Annotated in this window: 19 protein-coding genes and 4 pseudogenes; 12 read left to right on the top strand and 11 right to left on the bottom strand. The window is 55.6% G+C overall.

Annotated features, from left to right (window positions below; translation table 11 throughout):
• Positions 1 to 30 precede the first annotated feature (30 nt).
• Positions 31 to 285 (top strand): TIR domain-containing protein, encoded by a 255-nt coding sequence (locus AACX99_RS14905; protein ID WP_339412980.1) that lies wholly within the window; start codon positions 31 to 33, stop codon positions 283 to 285.
• Between the two features lie 224 nt (positions 286 to 509).
• Entirely contained in the window at positions 510 to 1,373 is an 864-nt protein-coding gene (locus AACX99_RS14900; protein WP_339412978.1) for a DUF4231 domain-containing protein, read from the top strand.
• Between the two features lie 72 nt (positions 1,374 to 1,445).
• On the opposite strand, the gene AACX99_RS14895 is transcribed toward AACX99_RS14900, so the two are convergent.
• The 11 genes and pseudogenes from AACX99_RS14895 to AACX99_RS14845 all read right to left on the bottom strand — a co-directional run.
• Positions 1,446 to 1,913, bottom strand: a complete 468-nt coding sequence (locus AACX99_RS14895; RefSeq protein ID WP_339412976.1) for a TIR domain-containing protein — start codon at positions 1,911 to 1,913, stop codon at positions 1,446 to 1,448.
• Positions 1,913 to 2,506 (bottom strand): 7-cyano-7-deazaguanine synthase, encoded by a 594-nt coding sequence (locus AACX99_RS14890; RefSeq protein WP_339412974.1) that lies wholly within the window; start codon positions 2,504 to 2,506, stop codon positions 1,913 to 1,915. The genes AACX99_RS14895 and AACX99_RS14890 overlap by 1 nt, the downstream gene beginning before the upstream one ends.
• Entirely contained in the window at positions 2,503 to 3,201 is a 699-nt protein-coding gene (locus AACX99_RS14885; RefSeq protein WP_339412972.1) for an 8-oxoguanine DNA glycosylase, read from the bottom strand. Before AACX99_RS14885 ends, AACX99_RS14890 begins: the two co-directional genes overlap by 4 nt.
• Complete coding sequence (locus tag AACX99_RS14880; protein WP_339412971.1) at positions 3,198 to 4,583, bottom strand: TIR domain-containing protein; 1,386 nt, start codon at positions 4,581 to 4,583, stop codon at positions 3,198 to 3,200. The genes AACX99_RS14885 and AACX99_RS14880 overlap by 4 nt, the downstream gene beginning before the upstream one ends.
• 63 nt (positions 4,584 to 4,646) lie before the next feature.
• On the bottom strand, positions 4,647 to 5,807 hold the full coding sequence (locus AACX99_RS14875) for a carbohydrate kinase family protein (protein WP_339412969.1): 1,161 nt from the start codon (positions 5,805 to 5,807) through the stop codon (positions 4,647 to 4,649).
• Between the two features lie 123 nt (positions 5,808 to 5,930).
• Positions 5,931 to 6,701, bottom strand: a complete 771-nt coding sequence (locus tag AACX99_RS14870) for a nuclease-related domain-containing protein (protein WP_339412967.1) — start codon at positions 6,699 to 6,701, stop codon at positions 5,931 to 5,933.
• 188 nt (positions 6,702 to 6,889) lie between these two features.
• Complete coding sequence (locus tag AACX99_RS14865; RefSeq protein ID WP_339412965.1) at positions 6,890 to 8,224, bottom strand: type II toxin-antitoxin system HipA family toxin; 1,335 nt, start codon at positions 8,222 to 8,224, stop codon at positions 6,890 to 6,892.
• 2 nt (positions 8,225 to 8,226) lie between these two features.
• Entirely contained in the window at positions 8,227 to 8,487 is a 261-nt protein-coding gene (locus tag AACX99_RS14860) for a helix-turn-helix transcriptional regulator (RefSeq protein WP_339412964.1), read from the bottom strand.
• 298 nt (positions 8,488 to 8,785) lie between these two features.
• Entirely contained in the window at positions 8,786 to 9,088 is a 303-nt protein-coding gene (locus AACX99_RS14855) for a putative Ig domain-containing protein (protein ID WP_339412963.1), read from the bottom strand.
• A gap of 1,133 nt (positions 9,089 to 10,221) precedes the next feature.
• Positions 10,222 to 10,416, bottom strand: a pseudogene (locus AACX99_RS22235) (PAAR domain-containing protein); the annotation flags it as partial.
• Positions 10,417 to 10,564: 148 nt separating this feature from the next.
• Positions 10,565 to 10,981 (bottom strand): annotated as a pseudogene (locus tag AACX99_RS14845) (LysR substrate-binding domain-containing protein); the annotation flags it as partial.
• A gap of 384 nt (positions 10,982 to 11,365) precedes the next feature.
• Between AACX99_RS14845 and AACX99_RS14835 the strand changes: the two are divergent.
• The 10 genes and pseudogenes from AACX99_RS14835 to AACX99_RS14790 all read left to right on the top strand — a co-directional run bounded on the left by AACX99_RS14835 (position 11,366) and on the right by AACX99_RS14790 (position 20,133).
• On the top strand, positions 11,366 to 11,680 hold the full coding sequence (locus tag AACX99_RS14835; RefSeq protein WP_339412961.1) for a hypothetical protein: 315 nt from the start codon (positions 11,366 to 11,368) through the stop codon (positions 11,678 to 11,680).
• 111 nt (positions 11,681 to 11,791) lie between these two features.
• Positions 11,792 to 12,094, top strand: a complete 303-nt coding sequence (locus AACX99_RS14830; RefSeq protein ID WP_339412960.1) for an ArsR/SmtB family transcription factor — start codon at positions 11,792 to 11,794, stop codon at positions 12,092 to 12,094.
• A 62-nt stretch (positions 12,095 to 12,156) separates the two neighbouring features.
• Positions 12,157 to 13,131, top strand: coding sequence for a zinc-dependent alcohol dehydrogenase family protein (locus AACX99_RS14825; protein ID WP_339412958.1), 975 nt, complete (start codon positions 12,157 to 12,159; stop codon positions 13,129 to 13,131).
• A gap of 42 nt (positions 13,132 to 13,173) precedes the next feature.
• Positions 13,174 to 13,485, top strand: coding sequence for an antibiotic biosynthesis monooxygenase family protein (locus AACX99_RS14820; RefSeq protein ID WP_339412956.1), 312 nt, complete (start codon positions 13,174 to 13,176; stop codon positions 13,483 to 13,485).
• A gap of 82 nt (positions 13,486 to 13,567) precedes the next feature.
• Positions 13,568 to 14,854, top strand: a complete 1,287-nt coding sequence (locus tag AACX99_RS14815; protein ID WP_339412954.1) for an OprD family porin — start codon at positions 13,568 to 13,570, stop codon at positions 14,852 to 14,854.
• Positions 14,855 to 15,663: 809 nt separating this feature from the next.
• Positions 15,664 to 16,092 (top strand): annotated as a pseudogene (locus AACX99_RS14810) (alcohol dehydrogenase catalytic domain-containing protein); the annotation flags it as partial.
• Positions 16,080 to 17,018 (top strand): annotated as a pseudogene (locus AACX99_RS14805) (thiamine pyrophosphate-dependent enzyme); the annotation flags it as partial. The pseudogenes AACX99_RS14810 and AACX99_RS14805, both read left to right, overlap by 13 nt.
• A 75-nt stretch (positions 17,019 to 17,093) precedes the next feature.
• Positions 17,094 to 18,536 (top strand): NADP-dependent succinate-semialdehyde dehydrogenase, encoded by a 1,443-nt coding sequence (gene gabD, locus AACX99_RS14800; protein ID WP_339412952.1) that lies wholly within the window; start codon positions 17,094 to 17,096, stop codon positions 18,534 to 18,536.
• Between the two features lie 205 nt (positions 18,537 to 18,741).
• Positions 18,742 to 19,191 (top strand): MarR family winged helix-turn-helix transcriptional regulator, encoded by a 450-nt coding sequence (locus AACX99_RS14795; RefSeq protein WP_339412950.1) that lies wholly within the window; start codon positions 18,742 to 18,744, stop codon positions 19,189 to 19,191.
• A 513-nt stretch (positions 19,192 to 19,704) separates the two neighbouring features.
• Positions 19,705 to 20,133 carry an organic hydroperoxide resistance protein gene (locus tag AACX99_RS14790; RefSeq protein ID WP_339412948.1) on the top strand — a complete coding sequence of 143 codons (429 nt, stop codon included), beginning with the start codon at positions 19,705 to 19,707 and terminating at the stop codon, positions 20,131 to 20,133.
• The last annotated feature ends 101 nt before the right edge of the window (positions 20,134 to 20,234 follow it).

Genomic DNA, 20,234 nt, shown 5'->3' with positions numbered 1-20,234 from the left:
GTGCTGCTTCAGCCTAATCAAGGAGCAATAATGGGATTGCCTAGAACATTTGTTGGTTTTAGCAGCACCGTTCGGCACATGTACGAGCTGATGGGAGCATGGAAAGAGAACACCCGTTTAGATTTCAATTTCGCCGATTGTCAGCTGAGCATGGCCCTGGACTCGGAGAATGAGGACTACATCAAACGTAGATGCCGAGAGCGCATCGAAATGGCAGGCACCTTCATGCTTTTGATCGGCAGAGACACCCGATCAAAACACAAATATGTGCGCTGGGAAATTTAGGTCGCGATAGAGACGGGAGGCAGTCTGATCGGCGTCAACCTGGATGGTGGCCGTCACCTCAACGCGGACCTTTGTCCGCCTGTAATGCAAGATGTTGGAGCAGTCTTCGTCCCTTACTCGGTCGCTATCATCGCTCATGCGTTGGGGCACCCTACCAACAGCCTGCGCGGAAATTATCATTTCCCAGACAGTGGTTTCAACAATCTCGGTTATGAGGCCGTTTAATGCAAAGCTCTGATTTTCCAGGTCTCTACCAAGCGGCCGACAAGCTCTCAGGGGATGCTCAAACGCATTTCCTAAGCGCCCTTATTGTTAATCTGATTCTATTGGTGGCAGCTGCTGTAGTGTCCGTTATCAATTATCCGCATTGGATATCGGCTGCCATCCAGGCCGCGCTGTTCGCCGGGGCATTAGCCAGTTCAGTTTACTTGGCGGCCAAGAGGCCGGAGCGGCTTTGGTACTCTGGACGTGCAGTCGCTGAGTCCATCAAGACGATAACGTGGCGTTACGTTTCCAGGGCAGAGCCTTTTCACGAAAGCGATGAGACCGCAAAGCAACACCTCTTACAAAAACTTACGCAGGTGGTGCGGCAGAATCCGGGGGTATCAGACAAGCTGATTAGTCATCTTTCTGCGCACCAACTTACTGCGGTTATGAAGCAGCTAAGGGCTGGTGACTTCGTTTTGCGACGTGATACGTACGTAGAGTTCCGTATCAACGATCAGTTGGACTGGTATTCGCGAAAGGCAAGATTCAACACTAGCGCGGCAAAGTATTTTTTCACGGCTCTGATCATCGTGAACGCCGTCGCTTTCATTTGCTCGTTGATCAAGATCGCCAACGTGCAGTACCAGTATTTTCCTACCGATGTGTTGATAGTTGTCGCAGCCAGCCTACTGGCGTGGATGCAGGCGAAGCGGTTCACCGAGCTTTCTGCCTCTTATACCCTTACCGCGCACGAAATCACCCTCATCCGAGAGCAAGCGCAAGAGCTAGCCTCAGATGACGATTTGTCGAAATTTGTGGGTGACGCTGAGAATGCGTTTTCGCGCGAACATACCCAGTGGGAAGCGCGCAAGGACAACTGAACAGATAGATGTTGGCCTTTCAGGTTGTCCAGATAGGCGGTAGTTAGCGTAACGCCCCTGCGCGTTGTTCGCCTACTTCAGCTCGTCAGCGAGTTTCGACCAGGCAACAGTCTTGATCCCATTTTCTGAGATCCATTTGGGTTCGGTTCCGTTGAACCGACTACCCGAGTGCACAGCCACCACTTTCTTCCCAAGCTCCAGGCTCTTCTCAACCTCCCACTTAACCCACTTGCTCTGAGCAGTGTCGTTGGAGATATATACAACAGTCACCGAGGCGCGGTTGATGCGTTCTGAAATTTTGCGCTTGATGTACTCTGCTTGATCGCTGTCGTAGGGCTCGCGCACGGAGTGATCGTTGAACTCGATATCGTTATTGTCATTTTTTGCCTGAGCTCGTAGCAGATTGACCTCATCCATGTCCTCAGTCGCGAAACTGATAAATACGTTGCGCTTGCCCTCGTTGAGCGCCGCCTTGGCTTTTTGCTCCAGCGATTTAACATCGCCGAGTCGGCTCCATCCACCTGAGCTGCTCCCGCCCATTACTGGTTTCCCTCAAATTTGAATTCGTTGCAAGCAATGCAGTTACCACACGCATGTTCCTCGCCCAGATGGCAGGAATACGTCTGCGTAATACCCTTTTCGGCTGCCAATACAACGACATCAGGTTTTGTAAACGACGCCAGGGGGGCGAGCACCTTGATCTGCTTGCCCATGCAGAGGCATATCATGTGTTCGGCCTCGGTCAGGAATCCAGAGGTCTGATCGGGGAACAGGCTGGTGCTTTCATGAAGCAGGCCTATTGAAATGGCATCTGCATTTTTCTGATGGGCATATGCAGCCGCAATTAACAGGAAAAGCATATTTCGCCCTGGGGTGAAGGCGTCGTCGATGATGTGGAGATTTGGATCCGTAAGCCCTGAACGTATCAACTTCCCGAAGCCCGACAAATCAGCGATCTCGGGCTCGGGAAGGCCCAACCTCTTCATGGCCAGCCTACAGGCAGCTAGTTCCTTATCACGTGCCCGCTGACCGTAATCAACGAAAAGCGGATAAGTTCGCAAGCCTTCTTCTATCGCCAGTTTTGCGACCAGTGTGGAGTCCAGCCCCCCGGAAACGAGTGTCACGATGCTCATACTAAAATAGCCTCCTGCTTGCGGTTCGCGACGCGCATGACGATCCATATTGCCCAGTCGAGCAGCCCGACCGGACAGTCCATCTCTCGCGCATGGTCGCGCAGTCGCTCTTCATGACGACCGTACTGGCTCAGCCCAGAAATGGACGCTTGGGCGCCTGAGTAAATGCCTTGTGCAGACATGTAATTGAGAACATGCCGATCCAGGATTGCCAAGTCATAGGTGACTCCACAGTTGCGTAAGAACATGCTGGCTTGCTTAGGCCCAATGCCACAGGCGTGAGCAACCAGCCATGCCCGTGCGTCTTTGACGTCCATGCTGATTAAGGCTTTTAGGGAGCCACCAGTGCCTTCTACCGCCGCCCAAGTCGATGCCAGGTGACCGGCTTTGGCTTTGGGGAACCTGTAGCTACGTTTTTTGCCTTCTACATCCAGAGGAGTGCTCAGTACCTCAAACAAACGCTCGGCGAGGTCTTCCTGATCTCCCCATACTTGATGAAGAAGTCCCCGTGCATCTATTGCATCTGCTGCCGCCATGGCAAGTGGATAGGGTACCTGGCTGCTCAGGATGCAGCATGACAACTCCCACCAGAGGTGGCGCTCGTCTGACACTACCCCCTCCTCAATGCGCAGGCGGATGTCAGGGCAGACCGCGGCTACCGCTCTAGACAGTGCCTCGGCGCTATAGGTGGTCATGGAAATATCTCCGGGAAGAGCTTTCTTAGCTCTTGGGCATTGAACATTCGCACGATGCCTGTCGCGAAAAGCTCGGCGTCCTTGGTTGCAATCATGGAGCGCATTATGTGCCCAAACTCTTGATAGTATTCCAGATTATACAGGGCGACCTGGCCCGCATATTCAATGTCAGGGTTGGCATCCACCATGTCGAGAAATGGTGTGCGATCCCCCGCATTTTTGAAAAAGTCAAAATGCTGGAAGTGATGAAGGCGGCCCCGTCTGGGGTCGATGGAAAATCGGCACCATTCCAAGCCGTCAAATGTGTCAGCTCCTGCGGCTACCAATACAGCGATGCTCCATGGGTTTCCGGTGCCCAGCAGATGGATGGGCTGGTAGTAGGGCAGTTTGTCAAGCTCTGTCCTTACTCGCTTCATCGTTTTTGCCCGAAGCGCCAGGCCTGCCCCCAATTCTCTTTCAGCAACCGCGATGACCAGAGGGCGGAGCTGTTCGGACACCCCTCGTACTATTTGAGGCAGGCGTGCCAAGCCGGCCTCATCTTGCGACACATGGACGATGGGCAGTACAGGAGCCAGGGTGTGCTTGGAGTCTCGTCTTACTGCCCGGACAACCTCTTCAATTGCTTTGTCCGGATTCTTATTCGGGGTCATTTTATCAAAGCAAAACGCCCAGTCATGAGGTGTACCCAGCAAAGCCTCCTTGAAGTGCGCTGGAGTCCAGTCCTTGTCGCCCATGCGGTCGGCTTCATAGTTCCCTGAGTCAATCAGGACGAACCCACCTTGCCTGCGGTAGGCCTGAATTTCCTTGACCATCTTTTTGCGTTCTTTGGATTTCACCAGATCGTATGCAGAGACCAGGATTGATTTAGTGTTGTGCGCCTTCAACACGCTCAGCGCCGCGGTGGGTTTGAACTGGGTCTCATGAGATGAAACGGACATGAACACGTTCGGAATCGGCAACAGTCCGTTATAAACCGCTTCAAGTCGACTTGGCGGGCATCGAGGTTTGACGACTTCACCTATCTTCACCTGCAGCATTTTCACTGCTTCTGCGTCCACGTCTCCTTGCCATGCGCGGAAATCAACGCTACTGAAGTGCCCATACGGATAAGGCGGATCGCTATCATCCAAAATCAATGGGATAACCGTTTTGCCGTATTTACTCGCTAGGCTGAGCTCCCCCGTCACGGCTGGTTTACTCGCGAAAGATGAATACAGCGCGATTACGCATTTCGTACTCTGAATGTTCTCTTTTATAACTGAGTTGAAATCGCCAACGATAAGGTCGTCCAGCCAGACACTCCATGAGGGCGAGAGGAGGTCTCGAACCTTAACTGCGGTGTGACGGTCTTCCTTGGCATAAATGATGTAAACGTCCGCCATTGGTTGGTCGGGCCTCAACTGGTTACATTCCATTGCACAACCCTAGGGCGATGCCATTTATTGTTATGATCGGTTCGCGGCTACGCTTTCACCTGCTGCCCAAGCAGCGAGGTAGATGGCTGATGCGAAGTCATCTGTTACCTCAATATCCTTGGTCAGCGAGACTGTCGTGCTTAATCGCTCGTGCAGCACGACGATTGGCCTTCCTTGCGCCTGAGCTTTCCGAATCCGAATCAGCGCATGTTGGGATAGGCCATCGTCGATGACGAGCGTGGCATCCGCGTTCCAACCGTCGGCCTCTTGTTCCGTCTCTGGGCACATCACTTCCATTCCCAGTTCGCGCAAGGCAAAGCGGGCTTCTTCCAGGGTGTAACGTTGGCCGATGGATTCGGTACCCCCCTCAATGCAAATCCGTGCACCCGCTACCGCTGCAACGGGAAGACGCTGAGAAAGTGAAAGTGGGTCAAATTTAAATGTGCGCGTTTCACAATAAAGCGAAACTGACCGCGACGCCAAATCAGCTGCTTGGGTGGCAGGCATTTTTCTTTCCGCCCAATACACTGCAAATACCGCGCTGAAAATGTCTCCTGTGCCGATTTTAAAAATCTTGCTTGAACGGTAAGCCGGCACATGGGAGACGTTGCCCGCAGCCTCATAAACCGATGCACCGCAAGCGCCCTTTTTGACAACAACAACTTGAGCGCCCGTCTCGTTTATCAGGTGGCGTGCGGCTTGATCGAGGTTGTCGATACCAGTAGCTTCACGGAGCTCAAGTTCGTTGAGCACCAGCGCTAATTCGCTTGCAGTCGAGCCATTTGCCGAAAATGGCTTTGGGTTACGCCAGGTCTGTGGATCATAAACAGCACGATCGGCTGTGACGGTAGCATCGCCCTCCAGAAATCCAAATCGCAATACTGCCTCCGCTGTTACGCGCAACGTAGGAAGGTGGCCGATTGCTTCTCGCGGTGGTTCGACATGGGGAGAAGATAAGGGGTGAAAGTAGGCAAATACGATGGACGATGGGCGGGCAGTAGTTTTAACGGTCACTCCTCTACTTAGAAGTGCCCGAATTGCAGCATCGTCTGCGGAAGATGCGTAGGTATGAAGTTCAGAGCCGGGTGATAGGTCGGCCGTAGCCATCGCTGCGCGGACTCCCGAGCCCATCGTGCAATCCCACGAAGGTATATCGCATAATTCTCGGTATAAACCACCCATGATGTGCATTGTGCTTCCTTGGTTATCAATCGTTCAGTCAGATAAGGCTCTGCGTTTTTCGCCTTACCTCAAAATTTACCTTCAATGACGGATATAGCGGATAGATCACCATTTCCATGCATCTTCCCCATTTCAAATACTCTGCATGGTCCTGCACTTTGGAAACCCCGAGCAGCCCCAAAACTGCGACCCCGCTTTCGCCCCTGATTTCACGGTACGAATCAACAGCGCACTGCCACACTTCGGACATCGCCGCTCGGCTGTCGGATCACTCCTGCGTTTAAGGTTTTGCACATGCTCGTGCTGGGTGGCGAGGGTTGACGCGCGGCGGCCGGTTTGCAGGGCGTGCAGCATGGCGTCGGTTTCAGCCGCGCTGAATACCGGCTGCTGGAATGATTTGATATAGCGGATAAAGCCGATGCCCTGGGTGACGTTGGCCGGCACTTCGGTTTTGAAGGTGCTACCACCGACAAAGATGATCACCGAGTGCAGGTGCTCGGGGTTAACGCCAAGGGTGGTTTCCAGCGCTTTAAGGTGTTTGTAGTTCTGCCGCAGCGGGTTCTGGAATTTGAAGGTGCGTTTGTAGAGCTTCTGCGTCCACTGCGCCTGCTTTTCGCTGCCGAAGATCCAACCGCTCATGTTCTTCGTTTCCAGCACGAAGATGCCGTAGGGCGAGAGGAATACGTGGTCGATCTGCGTGGTGCCGTCAGGGGTGTTCAGCGTGACGTTGTGCAGGCGGCGGTAGGTCTGCTTGTCCAACTGCCAATGGGCAAACAGCCGCACCAGGAGTTCGCCAATATGGCCCTTGGCCCAAGGTGACTTGAGCAGCGTGATCAGCAGCATGAGCGGAATAAACCAGCTCAACATGTCCCAGACCTGTGCGATGACGGGGGTGAAGTCCATTTCCCAACCTTCAGTAATCCTGAGTTAACCGGATAGTACCGAAATTAGGCGTAATGGCACGATGATATTTATTGGTTGTATTCGGCTCATTTCGTGAGCCGAATAGTCCGGCTAATCGGCTCACGATGGCGTCGTAGCGCACTGTTTTTGGGGGCGTGATCTGCAGCCGTTGGCCCTGCGTTATCAGTTCAGCGCTTCTTTGCCAGCAATTCAGAGCGGCCAATCACCTCTCGGCTGCGTTCTGGTTTGCGCGGCCCTGAGAAGCCGGCTTCTTCGATGGCGGTGTCCAAGCCACGAAAATGCGGGGCGGCTTTGGGGCTGCGCAATGTCTCCATACCCTCGTTCCAGGCATGCACCATGTGTTTGGCCACATCGCGCCAGGCGGGCTCGTTTTTCGCGGCCTCGATCACTTCTCTGCCGACCGCTACGGCGGACTCGCAGAGTTGCTCGACCATGGCGGCATACTGGCGCGGTGGAATACCTAGGACGGCTTTGAAAAAGGTTTCCAGCGAACGGCCCGGTGTCCAGGTTTGTCTTCCGCCTACGGACAGGCCAGGTGGGTTGCTGGCGAAGCGCGGGTAGGCCTGAGTGGTCACCAGGTCATAGATCGGGGTAAAGGCCACGTCGGCACGCGAGGTGTAAAACAGCGCGATGTTCTTCGCGTGGCAGTCGGCATTACGCACCACGTAGTTGGTCAGCAGCTGCCAGCCCAGGTGCTCGCGTTGCGCTTGCAGGCGGTCAGCGGGGATATAGGCCCGTGTGGCCTTCCATACCCGCTCGGTGGTGGGGGCGTACTTTTCATGTGGCGGCAAACCCAGCAGCCCGCAGGCGTCTTCGACTCCGCAGCGGGGGATGCCTTGCTCGTCCACGTCGAAACGATCCACTACCAGGATTTTGCCGTCCTCTGACATGCGACAGGCTGCGACCGGCACGACATTTAGCCGCTCCAGTACGCGCATGGTGTAGAACTCGTTGAAGCCTAGAAAAGGGGTAGTGGCATCGGAGCCTTTGATGATGTGAAAGCCGGTGCGCAGGGTCGGTTTGCCTAGCGGCTCCCGAGACTCGGCGGCGTCGGTGGCAATGAACTTTGGTACGACCCCCGACACGGCTACCCGAGCATATTGCCGTACCAGTGCGGCGAACCGTTCGCTGGTGTTTTCCGCCTTGAGCAGATGGCTTATCTCTAACGGTGCCATTTCGACGCCAGGCTGGATGCCTTCAGGCGTGACTGAGACTCTGCCGATGCCGGTGCCCCCCACCACGCCCAGCAGCGACAGGTCGGTGCCATCGAGCAGCGGGCCAAATTCTTCGCGGATGACGCCCAGCAAATACCCTTCGGGTAGGTTCTGCCGAAAAAATGGGAACAGATCGCGGGGCCAGCGCCATGCTTCTTCGCGCGCCGGCATAGTGAGGCTGATGAAGTCCTCCGGTGCTGTTCCTGGCAAGTATTTCAGTACGTATTCATCGCGCTCCCGATAGAGCTTGGCCACCGGCCTTGAGCTGACGTGGACGTCGAGGATCATGCTCAAGCGCTCCCTGACCGCTGCTCGTTGAGGATGTCTTCAACCGTGCGTTCGTGACCGGCCTTAACCAGCTTCAAGTCATAGCCTGCCGCTTCCAGCAGCCGAACCAGCACCGAGACACTCATATCGCCTTTAGCCAGTGTTTCCATGCGCGCAACAGTGGAGCGTGATACCCCTGCGCTGCTGGCCAATGCCTCTTGGCTCAGCTTGGCATCACCGCGTGCCTGTTTCAGCATTTCGGAAACATCGTAGAGAGAGGTCATTTGTAGCCCTCGGGCATCAAAAATAGATCTAATGGCTGAAAATGTAGCTCTTGGGCTACATTTAGACAAGTGCTGCCAGGCTGGAACTGTGGCTCGCGGGCTACAAAATACACGTGTTAGCTATCATTTGTGGCTTAAAGGCCACAAACCAGCCGGCATGACGAGGCCCATGGCTGCGCCCTAGGGTTTGAGCGGGGTGAGGTGATCTCTGTCCTCAGTCCATGGACTGAGGACAGTCTGCTTACCGGGCGGCTCTGAATCGCCCCGTGCTTGGGGCTCTGGTGTTAAGCGAGGTTCGTTATTCGGTGACCACAAGGTTGTAGACTCGGCTTGCTCTACGCCCAGTGCATTGGGTGCCGTACGTACCAGCGGACATGTGCACTTCATAGGTGCCGGCCTTGAGCGGTGTGCCGATGATAAGGCCATGCGAGTCGCGATCTTGGTGTTCGACCCAAAGCCCTTCAGGCAGGGCGTAGGCATCATTCACATAGATGCCATGCACGGGCGTCGAGGTGTTGATCACTTCGAGTTGTACGCTATAGGGCTCGCCCACTGCGGCTACGGGTAGGCTCTCGGGTAGTAGCGTGGGCTCGGGCTGCATGGCACAGCCCGCCAGCGTATTTCCAACGATACCTGCTTCGCAGCCAGCAAGCGGTAGTGTTAGGCAGAGGGCAAAAAGCAGTTTCCGCAGCATATGGGGTTCCTTCCTGGTCATGGGATTCGGCTGAATACGATCCCGCCGAATACGTCCTTGAGGAGCTGTTTGAGCGTATAGCCCCGCGTTACTTGGTGCATGGATTGGCCCCAGGAGAACAGCTTGGAGTCGACGATAACTTCTACCGGCAAGGTGGTTTGATCGACTCGGCCGCCTTGAGTGTGCGGGGGCTTTTCCCAGGCGATCCAATGGTTTTTCCCGACCCCTGCGCCGCCTTCCACCATCGAGGCAGAGATCAGCGAGGCGACATGATGTTGGCCGCCCGCATAGCTCAACAGCTCCACGAGTTCCTCTTGATTGATATGCCCGAGGAATTGGATGTTGTCGAACACCACGGTGGCGCCGGCTTTGGTGAACCAGGCTTTCACTTTCCCCGGTAGGGTAATCCCAGGGATCTGATCACCGGGCGAGTCGTAATCGAAGAGGTCGTTTTCGCTGTCGCGCAGGCTGGCCAACGAAATCCAGTCAATCGCGGATATACGATCCCCTGCCGCCGTATGGCTGAATTTCTTTGGGTTGCGGCAATCGTAACTTGGCTTGATATGCAGCTGCCCTATGGTCGTTTCACCTGTTTCCCACAGCTCGATGATCGCCTGGGTGTAAAGATCGGGGCGATCCACCAGCAGTGCATAAAAGAAAACAGCTGGCCCGCACAGGCTTGTCTCTTGCTGGTTGGGAAATGGAGTGATTCTTTCCTTGGTCGAAACGTGCTGGCCTTGGGATCTTGCGATGCGTACTCGCAGCTGTTCTATGACTTTGCTTTTCTCAAATGGATCACTTGCCGTGCCCATTGGATGATCGCGGTCGTTGAAAACACGACTCTGAGACGCCGAGCACTCAAAGGTGTCCACGATCTCCTTGGCCGCTGCAACTCGATCCGTTGACTGAACCGGTTGCGCTATAGCCGACGCGGTTGCGGTTGTGGCTGCCGCTTGCTGGGCAGGCTGCGCAACGGGAGCCGTGGCCGGCGGTTGGTTCTCGGACGCTTTTGCAGCTGCCGCCGGCGCTGCGACTGCAGCTATGGATAATGGCGTTGGCGCGGTAAAGGGTGCCGCGACTGCGGAGTTACCGATGATCACGCTGCCTGAGCCGCCAACGACCACACTGCCGTGGCCACCCGTACTGCCCAATGTCGCCGCTGGCAGACCATTGATCAGCACCGTGCTAACAACTACACCCACGATGGGGCTGCCACAGGCCGACGTATCGGTCAGCCCTCGCATGCTGTCGCACTGTCTGGCACAAGCTCACGTGTCAGAGTGGTGGTGACACTCTACGATTTTGTCAGCCGGTAAACTGGCCGGAGTCGGCCAAAAGCGGCCGCTCCGATGTTTCTACAAAAATAGGGGTGATTCAGCCTGTCTAGGTCTCGGTTTTTAGAAAATCTATAAATGCCCGAAGGGGCGAAGGCACGTGCCTGCGGTCGTTGTAGTAAAGGTAGGGGCCGTCGAATACCTGCCACCAGTCCTTGAGTACCGGCAATAGCGAGCCCTGCTTGATCAACGGTCCGAGGTACTCCTCGAAGGTGTAGATAATCCCAACACCGCCTATCGCTGCGCCCACTTCAAGGTCCTGGGATGAGCTGAGCAGCGGCCCCTGCGGCGGTACGCGTATGGTGGTGCCGTCTTTTTCAAATTCCCACACCCCTAGCTTGCCGCTCTCGAAACGGTGACCGATCAGACGATGGTTAAGCAGGTCGCGGGGATGCTGCGGTGTGCCGTTCTGCGTCAGGTAACCAGGTGATGCGGCGGCCACGAAGCGCTGTCGACGCGGGCCGATAGCCGAAGGTGGCGCTGACCGTCTTAGCGCACGCCAAAAAAGCTAATGAGCTACCAGCTAGGCCAACCTGATCTATGAGGCAAGAGAAAGCGTTCTAGGTGCAGGGCGGATTCTAGAAAACGATGGACGGTCAACTTTGTATTGACATATCGGTAAATCTCGATATTATTGAGCCATGGGTTGATCGATTTCTTCAACGCGCTCTCAAGCCCTGTTGGGGTTATCGAAGCCCGGTGCATAGGTCAGTGGGTCTACTGCAAGCGGAATGAAGCAAACGTCAGTGTTCTTGTCGAGCTAATAGGCAAGGAGCTGGAAGCGTAAATTTTTAACTTAAAATATCGAAATATCTCGGTATCTATTTTTATCGATACGAGGAGTCTGAACATGAAAAAGCAAATCCTTACCGCTGTGATCCTGGGCAGTCTGTCAATCAGTGCCTTTGCCCTGCCAGCCAGCAATCCGCCGCCGCTGTTAAGTGAAAAGCAGGACAGCAGTGTAAAAAACCTCATAGGTTTAGGCCTCGACCTGCAAGCCGAAGGTGGTGCTGATCGCTTACTTGAGCGCCAGAAGGAGCGTTTGCGTGTAGCTGAAGGTGGTGGCGACCGTGTACATGACCGCCAGATGGATCGTCTGCGTGTAGCCGAAGGTGGTAGCGACCGTCTTACCGAGCGCCAAAAAAAGCTAACGCGTACCAGCTAAACCACCTATCGGATGGGACAAGATCAAGCGTTATAGGTAGCTGGGCTGACTTTAAATAACGGCGGTTGATTCTTGTATTGATATATCGGTAAATCTCGGTATTATAAAGTTATGGAATTAATCGAAATATTCAAAGCGCTCTCAAATCCTACACGCCTTAAGATTTTGAAAGGTTTGAAGGACCCCGCAAAGAACTTCCCTCCGCAGGATGAAGGTGACGTTCTCGTCGTGGGAGTCTGCGTCAGTAGTATCCAAGAAGGCATCGGGCTGTCGCAGTCAACGGTGTCTGGCTATCTTGCAACTCTGCAACGAGTGGGCTTGGTCGAAGTCCGGCGTATAGGCCAGTGGACCTACTACAAGCGGAATGAAGCAAACATCTGTGCTCTTGCCGAGACAATAGGCAGGGAGCTGTAACATTTTATCCTATGATATCGAGATATACCGGTATCCATTTTTGTCGATACGAGGATTTACAAATGAAAGCGATGATTCTGAAAGCATTTGGCGGCCCTGAGTCGTTCGAACTTAGCGACGTACCAAAGCCAGTGCCGGGTGCAGGGCAAGTCCTGGTGCGTGTACACGCAACCTCCATCAACCCGTTGGATTATCAGGTTCGGCGTGGCGATTATCCCGACTATGTGCCACTGCCAGCCATTACCGGGCACGACGTATCGGGCGTTGTCGAAGAAGTCGGGCCGGGTGTGACGAGCTTCGCTCCGGGAGACGAGGTCTGGTACACCCCGCAAATATTCGACGGCCCAGGCAGCTATGCCGAGTACCACGTTGCGGCCGAAAGCATCATTGGGCTTAAGCCGCAATCACTGAGCCATCTTGAGGCAGCAAGTCTGACCCTGGTCGGCGGAACAGTGTGGGAAGCACTGATCGGGCGTGTGGCGCTCAGAGTAGGGGAAAGCATTCTGATCCACGGCGGCGCAGGCGGCGTCGGTCATGTCGCGATCCAGGTGGCAAAAGCCATTGGAGCGCGGGTCTTCACGACCGTGCGCGAAGCCAACTTTGAGTTCGCGCGCAACATGGGTGCTGATGTACTGATCGACTACGAAAAAGAGGATTACGTCGACGCCATCCTTCGGGAAACCGGCGGCCAGGGCGTTGATGTGGTGTTCGACACCATTGGCGGCAACACACTGACGCGCAGCCCCGACGCGCTCGCCCAACTGGGCCGCGTGGTCTCGATTGTGGACATTGCCCAGCCACAAAATCTCATTGAAGCCTGGGGCAAGAACGCGAGCTATCACTTCGTGTTCACCCGACAAAACCGCGGCAAGTTGGACGAGCTGAGTACGTTGGTAGAGCGCGGTCAGCTGCGCCCGCATGTTGGCGCGGTCTATTCGCTGGCCGACCTTGGGCTCGCCCATGCACGGCTGGAGAGCCGCAACAACGGTCTGCAAGGGAAAATCGTGATTGCAGTCGAGCCATCGCTCATCCCGTAAGTGCGTCTTATAAACCGTCCAAGTCATTTTCGAGGAAACGTCATGATTTATGAGATCGCCCTGCTCCCCGTTCACAAAGAACGCATTGAGAATTTCAAACGTGCATTTGCCGAGGTCGAACCGTTGCTCAAACGCGCAGCGGGTTACGGCGGCCACATGCTCGCCCAAGGCATCGAAACGCCCCAGGTACTCAACCTCATCGTGCGCTGGCGCTCGCTCGAGGACCACAAGAGCTTCGAGGCGAGTGAAGACCATCAGGTGTTCATGGAAGGCTTAGAGGAGTACTTCTCGGAAGAACCGACGGTCTACCACATTGAGGGAGCGGCATTTTCCATGGGCAATGCTGCTTTCTAAGACTTTCACATTGCGAGGACTCATCGGGCCAGCTGACTTTTGAGGTCACAGGCCCGACTCAGCCCGCTGTTAGGAAAATAAAATGTTTAAAAAGCGAATCAGCTTGATCGCTCTGGGGATGTTGAGCGCAACGCAGGTCATGGGTAACGACCAAACCGAATCCATGGGTTTTATTGAAGGCAGCAGCCTCAATGTGCTGCTGCGTAATGCTTACATAAGTCGTGACTACAAAGATGGTCGAGAGGACAAAGCCGAGTGGGGCCAAGCTGCCATCGGTACGTTCTCGTCCGGTTTCACCCAAGGCACCGTCGGTGTGGGCGTGGACGCTTTCGGCCTGTACGCACTGCGACTAGATGGCGGCAAAGGTCGTACCGGTGCACAAGGTATCGACTTTTTCAAAAAAGGTAACAGCGGCAGCGCGGCTGATGACCTGTCGAAGAGCGGTGCGGCAGTCAAATTCCGCCTCTCCAGCACCACACTGACCTACGGCGACCAGATGCCGGCCCTGCCGGTGTTGAGCTATCACAATGGCCGCCTGCTGCCGGAAAGCTACACGGGCACTCTGATTACCTCCAAGGAGATCAAAGGGCTGGAGCTTAATGCCGGTCGCTTCACCGCCCAATCGCGTAAAAGCGCCCAAGGCCGAGACAGTGGCGGCCTGAAGTCGATCAACGTCTTAGGTGGTAGCTACCAGTTCACCGAACAGTTCACGGCAGCGGCTTATGCGTCCGACGTTGAAAACGTGTTGAAGAAGCAGTACGTGAACGCCAACTACGTATTCCCGACCGACCAGGATCAGTCCCTGACCCTGGACTTCAACGGCTATCGCACCAAGCTGGAAGATAGCTACGTTCGCCAAAGCGGCGCCACTGGCGACGACAACAAGATCTGGAGTCTGGCCGCCACCTACGTCAAAGGTCCGCACTCGTTCATCATCGCTCACCAGCGCAGCAGCGGCGATAGTAACCTGGGCTACGCCTTTAGCGGCTACCAGAAAGACCAAGGTCGCGTCGGCGACGGCGGCAACACTATCTACCTGGCAAACTCCTTCTGGTCTGACTTCAACGCCGAAGACGAACGCAGTTGGCAACTGGGCTACGGTCTGGACTTCAGCACGTTCGGCATCCCGGGTCTGAGTTACAGCGTGGCTTATGTGCGCGGCGATAACATCACCACGTCAACCAGCGAAGGGGGGACCGAGCGCGAGATATTTAATCAGTTCAAATACGTCGTACAAAGTGGCACGGCCAAAGACCTCTCCGTGAAACTGCGTAGCTCGGTTTTGCGCGTGTCGAAGAAGTCGAGCGAATACAACGTTAGCGGTAATGAAGTGCGTGTGTTTGTGGATTACCCGATAAATGTTTTTTGATGATGGGGGTTGGTCTCGCGGCCTGATTAGAGGCTGAGAAAACAATAAGCCCCAACTGGTGTTGGGGCTTATTTTTGGATTTTGACGGAGTCACGCGAAGCACAGAAATAAGAACGCTGGTCTGATTGATGGTGTCCGTGCGAGCAAACACATCTTGCAAACAGGCCTTCTTGTGCGTGGTGTGAATATTTTCGTTCTGCATTTTGAGGGCTTTCTGCAGTTACGATTAAGTCTAATGGCGACGCCCTACAGACCAATCTGATCTCTTCCCGCCATTCGTCTCCCCTCCTGCGGCGGCTGCCAAAAAACCTGCTCAATCACTTATGAGCATCGTCATGATGATCCAATGTGAGCTGTACAAGCCCTGATCTTGGGATTCAGACGGAGCGTTTGCGTGTAGCCGAGGGTGCGCTGACCGTCTCAGCGAGCGCCAAAAAGTTAATGCGTACCAGCTAAACGACTAGGCCAGCAGCACAAGAACAAGCGTTATAGGTAGCTGGGCTGGCTTTAAATAACGATTGAGGGAGCGGCTTTTCCATGGGGAATGCTGCTTTCTAAGACTTCCACATTGCGAGGACTCATCGGGTCAACTGACGGTTGAGCTCACTGGCCCGATATTTATCGTCGCAAACTGATTCCAAAACCGCAGTTTGGTCCAATCCAAGTTCCTGCCGCTCGGAAATATTCTCTTTATCTACCCGGCACCGGGGACCAAGCAAGGGCGCAGCCTACGACCTCTTTGTGGCTCGTACGCTAAAACATGCTCGACATCGAACATGCGGAAGCCTCTATAGATACGAGGATTTACAATGAAAGCGATGATGCTGAAATCATTTGGCGGCCCTGAGTCGTTCGAGCTTAGCGACGTGCCCAAGCCAGTGCCGGGTGCGGGACAAGTCCTGGTGCGTGTACACGCAACCTCCATCAACCCGTTGGATTATCAGGTTCGGCGTGGCGATTATCCCGACTATGTGCCACTGCCAGCCATTACCGGGCACGACGTATCGGGTGTTGTCGAAGAGGTCGGGCCGGGTGTGACGAGCTTCGCTCCGGGAGACGAGGTCTGGTACACCCCGCAAATATTCGACGGCCCAGGCAGTTATGCCGAGTACCACGTTGCGGCCGAAAGCATCATCGGGCACAAGCCGCCATCACTGAGCCATCTTGAGGCAGCAAGTCTGACCCTGGTCGGCGGAACAGTGTGGGAAGCGCTGCTCGGGCGTGCGGCGCTCCGAGTGAGCGTCATCCGCGCTTTCTCGGCAATGCCGCGCTGTCCGCTGGTGACTTCGTTCATCGCGCCGTCGAGGCCGCCGATCTGATCGTCAACATCGGCCACGATGTCATCGAAAAGCCACCGTTTTTTATGGTCATTGGCGGTACCGAAGTGATCCACATCAACTTCCGCTCGGCCGAAGTTGACCCGGTGTACTTTCCGCAAATCGAAGTGGTCGGTGACATCGCCAACGCCGTATGGCAGATCGGCGAAGCGCTGAGTATTCCGGAACATTGGGACTTCAGCCGGTTGATGGCGATCCGTGAAGCCAATGAAGAACACGTCATCGAGGGAGCTGACGACAACCGCTTCCCGATCTACCCGCAGCGCTTCGTCGCTGACGTACGTCGTGCCTTGCCGTCCGAAGGCGTCGTCGCGCTGGACAATGGCATCTACAAAATCTGGTTCGCGCGCAATTACAAAGCCCACAAACCCAACACGGTGTTATTGGACAACGCTCTGGCGACCATGGGCGCGGGCCTGCCGTCGGCCATGGCTGCGCACCTGGTCTGCCCGGATCGGCCGGTGGTCGCAGTGTGTGGCGACGGGGGCTTCATGATGAACAGCCAGGAGTTGGAGACAGCGGTACGCCTGAAGATGAATCTGACGGTCATCATCCTGCGCGACAACGGCTACGGCATGATCCGCTGGAAGCAGGCGAACATGGGCTTCACCGATTTTGGCCTGGACTATGGCAACCCGGATTTCGTCATGTATGCGCAAAGCTACGGTGCCAAGGGCCATCGAGTGGAAAGCGCTGACGGCTTCCTGCCACTGTTGCAGCGTTGCATCAGCGAGCCGGGCGTGCACGTGATCGATTGCCCGGTCGACTACTCGGAAAATGACTTCATTCTCAACACTGAGCTCAAGAGAAGAAGCGCTTTGGTCTGATCTCTCGAGACTCGTTTGTCTTAATGGCGGCATTGCGCTGCCGCCAGCCTTTCTGTCCTGAAATCGGAGTTCATCATGCAACTCAAAGATACCCAGCTGTTCCGCCAGCAAGCCTTCATTAATGGCACGTGGGTTGATGCGGACAATGGTCAGACGATCAAGGTCAACAACCCGGCAACGGGAGAAATTCTGGGCACCGTGCCGAAAATGGGCGCTGCCGAAACCCGCCGTGCCATCGAAGCCGCTGACAAAGCGCTGCCGGCTTGGCGCGCACTGACCGCCAAAGAACGTGCGAACAAGCTGCGTCGCTGGTTCGAGCTGATCATCGAGAACCAGGACGACCTCGCTCGCCTGATGACCCTGGAGCAAGGCAAACCATTGGCCGAAGCCAAGGGCGAAATCGTCCACGCCGCTTCCTTTATCGAATGGTTCGCCGAAGAAGCCAAGCGGATCTACGGTGACGTGATTCCAGGCCATCAGCCAGATAAGCGCCTGATCGTGATCAAGCAGCCGATCGGTGTGACCGCGGCAATCACTCCATGGAACTTCCCGGCCGCGATGATCACCCGTAAAGCCGGCCCGGCGCTGGCTGCCGGTTGCACCATGGTGCTGAAGCCGGCTTCGCAAACGCCATTCTCGGCTTTTGCTCTGGCTGAACTGGCCCAGCGTGCGGGCATTCCTGCTGGCGTATTCAGCGTGGTCACCGGCAGCGCAGGTGACATTGGTAGCGAGCTGACCAGCAACCCGATCGTGCGTAAATTGACTTTCACCGGCTCGACCGAAGTCGGTAGCCAGTTGATGGCTGAGTGCGCCAAGGACATCAAGAAAGTGTCCCTGGAACTGGGCGGCAATGCACCGTTCATCGTGTTCGACGACGCGGACCTGGATAAGGCCGTTGAAGGCGCGATCATTTCGAAATACCGCAACAACGGTCAGACCTGCGTCTGCGCCAACCGCCTGTACATTCAGGATTCGGTCTACGACGCGTTTGCCGAGAAGCTGAAAGTGGCGGTGGCCAAACTCAAGATCGGCAACGGTCTGGAAGAAGGCACCACCACTGGCCCGCTGATCGACGAAAAAGCCGTGGCCAAGGTTAAAGAACATATCGCCGACGCTGTTTCCAAAGGCGCCACCGTGCTTTCCGGCGGCAAGTCCATCGAAGGCAACTTCTTTGAGCCGACCATCCTGACCAACGTGCCAAACAACGCTGCCGTGGCGAAGGAAGAGACTTTCGGCCCACTGGCACCGCTGTTCCGCTTCAAAGACGAAGCCGACGTGATCGCGATGTCCAACGACACCGAATTCGGCCTGGCCTCGTACTTCTACGCCCGCGACCTGAGCCGTGTGTTCCGTGTCGTGGAAGCCCTGGAATACGGCATGGTCGGCGTCAACACGGGTCTTGTTTCCAACGAAGTCGCGCCGTTCGGCGGTATCAAGGCCTCGGGTTTGGGCCGTGAAGGATCCAAGTACGGTATCGAAGATTACCTGGAGATCAAATACGTGTGTCTGAGCGTATGAGGCTCTCAATCTAGTAACGCTTTGCTCACTACTTGTGGGAGAGCCCATTGAGTGCTTGCTAGCGGGCCGCTCTGGCCACAAAGCTTCGGGTGTCGCCCTGGGTGATTCGTGCCTGCATGGAGTTAAAGTCATGCGCATTCAATTGGCATAACAGTAGTTGGCGCGATAAATTGTCGCCGACTGTCCTGTGCCGCTGGAGAACGCCATGACTACGCAAGACCCTTGCGCCGAACTGCTGCTCGATAACCAGCTGTGCTTTGCCCTGTATTCGACCTCACTGCTGCTGACCAAGGTCTACAAGCCGCTGTTACAGGAGCTGGGTCTGACCTACCCACAGTACCTGGCGATGATGGTGCTCTGGGAAGGCGACGGCATCACCGTGGGCGACATCAGCAGCCGTCTGCTCACCGACCCTGGCTCCGTCACTCCGCTGCTCAAACGCCTGGAAGCCGAAGGCTTGCTCAAGCGCACCCGTAGCAGTGTCGACGAACGCGTGGTTGAACTGTTCCTCACCGACAAAGGCCGCGACCTGCGCGAACAGGCCAAGCGCATTCCCAGCTGCATCCTTACCGCCACCCAGCAATCCGCTGCGGAGCTCGGCGCCCTGAAAGCTGAGCTGGTCGCCCTGCGCAGCAGCCTGCAACAGGCCGTTTAGGGACCTAGGCGACAGACCTGTCGCCCGCCCCGGCGGGGTCGTCGCACAAACCGCGTCACGCTCCTCGTCACCTCCCAGTTCCGTACAACAATTTCACCCGCCACCACTCTCGTAAACATCACGCAACAGCCCGCCAATCCTCGCTTATGCCCGAACAAAGCAGTGCTTATCGCCAAATGCTTAAAAATATATATTGCGCGCTAAATTAATGCGCACTACAGTTCACCCCATGGAGCTGATTGGTGCGCAAAACATTAGCGCGAAAAGACCACAAAGACATGCAGTTGTCTTCATCCAACCCAACAACCCTGACATTCATGGAGCACCGTTATGAAAACCCTGATCGCTTTCACCGCCCTGCTCGCTCTTTCCGGCCCGGTTCTGGCTGACGACAGCCAGGCAGATGGCAAAGGCCTTTACCCAAGCTGGCTGATCAGCCACGAAGGCTGATCGCCACCTGACACTGCAACGCTTTAAACAAACCAACCTAAACAGCTCCAGAGGATTACCACCATGTTGATTCAAACTATTGCTTACCGTGCCTATGCAGAAGCCACCGGCGGCCGTGATGGCCGTGCCATCTCCTCCGACGGCGTACTCGACGTCGCCCTGACCACCCCGAAAGAACTCGGCGGTGCTGGCGGTGCGGGCACTAACCCCGAGCAGCTGTTCGCTGCCGGCTACTCAGCCTGCTTTATCGGCGCGATGAAGTTCGTCGCAGGCCGCGACAAGCTGGCGATGCCAGCAGACGCCTCGATTGAAGGTGTAGTGGGTATCGGCGCGATCCCCAACGGTTTCGGCATCGAAGTCGAATTGCGCATTAGCCTGCCAGGTATGGACCGCGAGCAAGCACAAACCCTGATCGACCGTGCGCACCTCGTCTGCCCTTACTCCAACGCCACTCGCGGCAATATCGACGTCACCCTGACGCTGATCGACTAAGCCTTGGCCTTACTGCTCAGGCTCAGTACCGCAAGCCCGGTGCTGAGCCTGACAAACCGATGCCCGCGCCCTGCATGCAGAAATACGGACCGTATTTTCAG

The organism is Pseudomonas sp. EA_35y_Pfl2_R5, from assembly GCF_963970805.1.
Classification (GTDB): Bacteria; Pseudomonadota; Gammaproteobacteria; order Pseudomonadales; family Pseudomonadaceae; genus Aquipseudomonas.
Note: the sequence above shows the minus strand (reverse complement) of the source record. Positions and strands in the feature narration are given on the sequence as shown.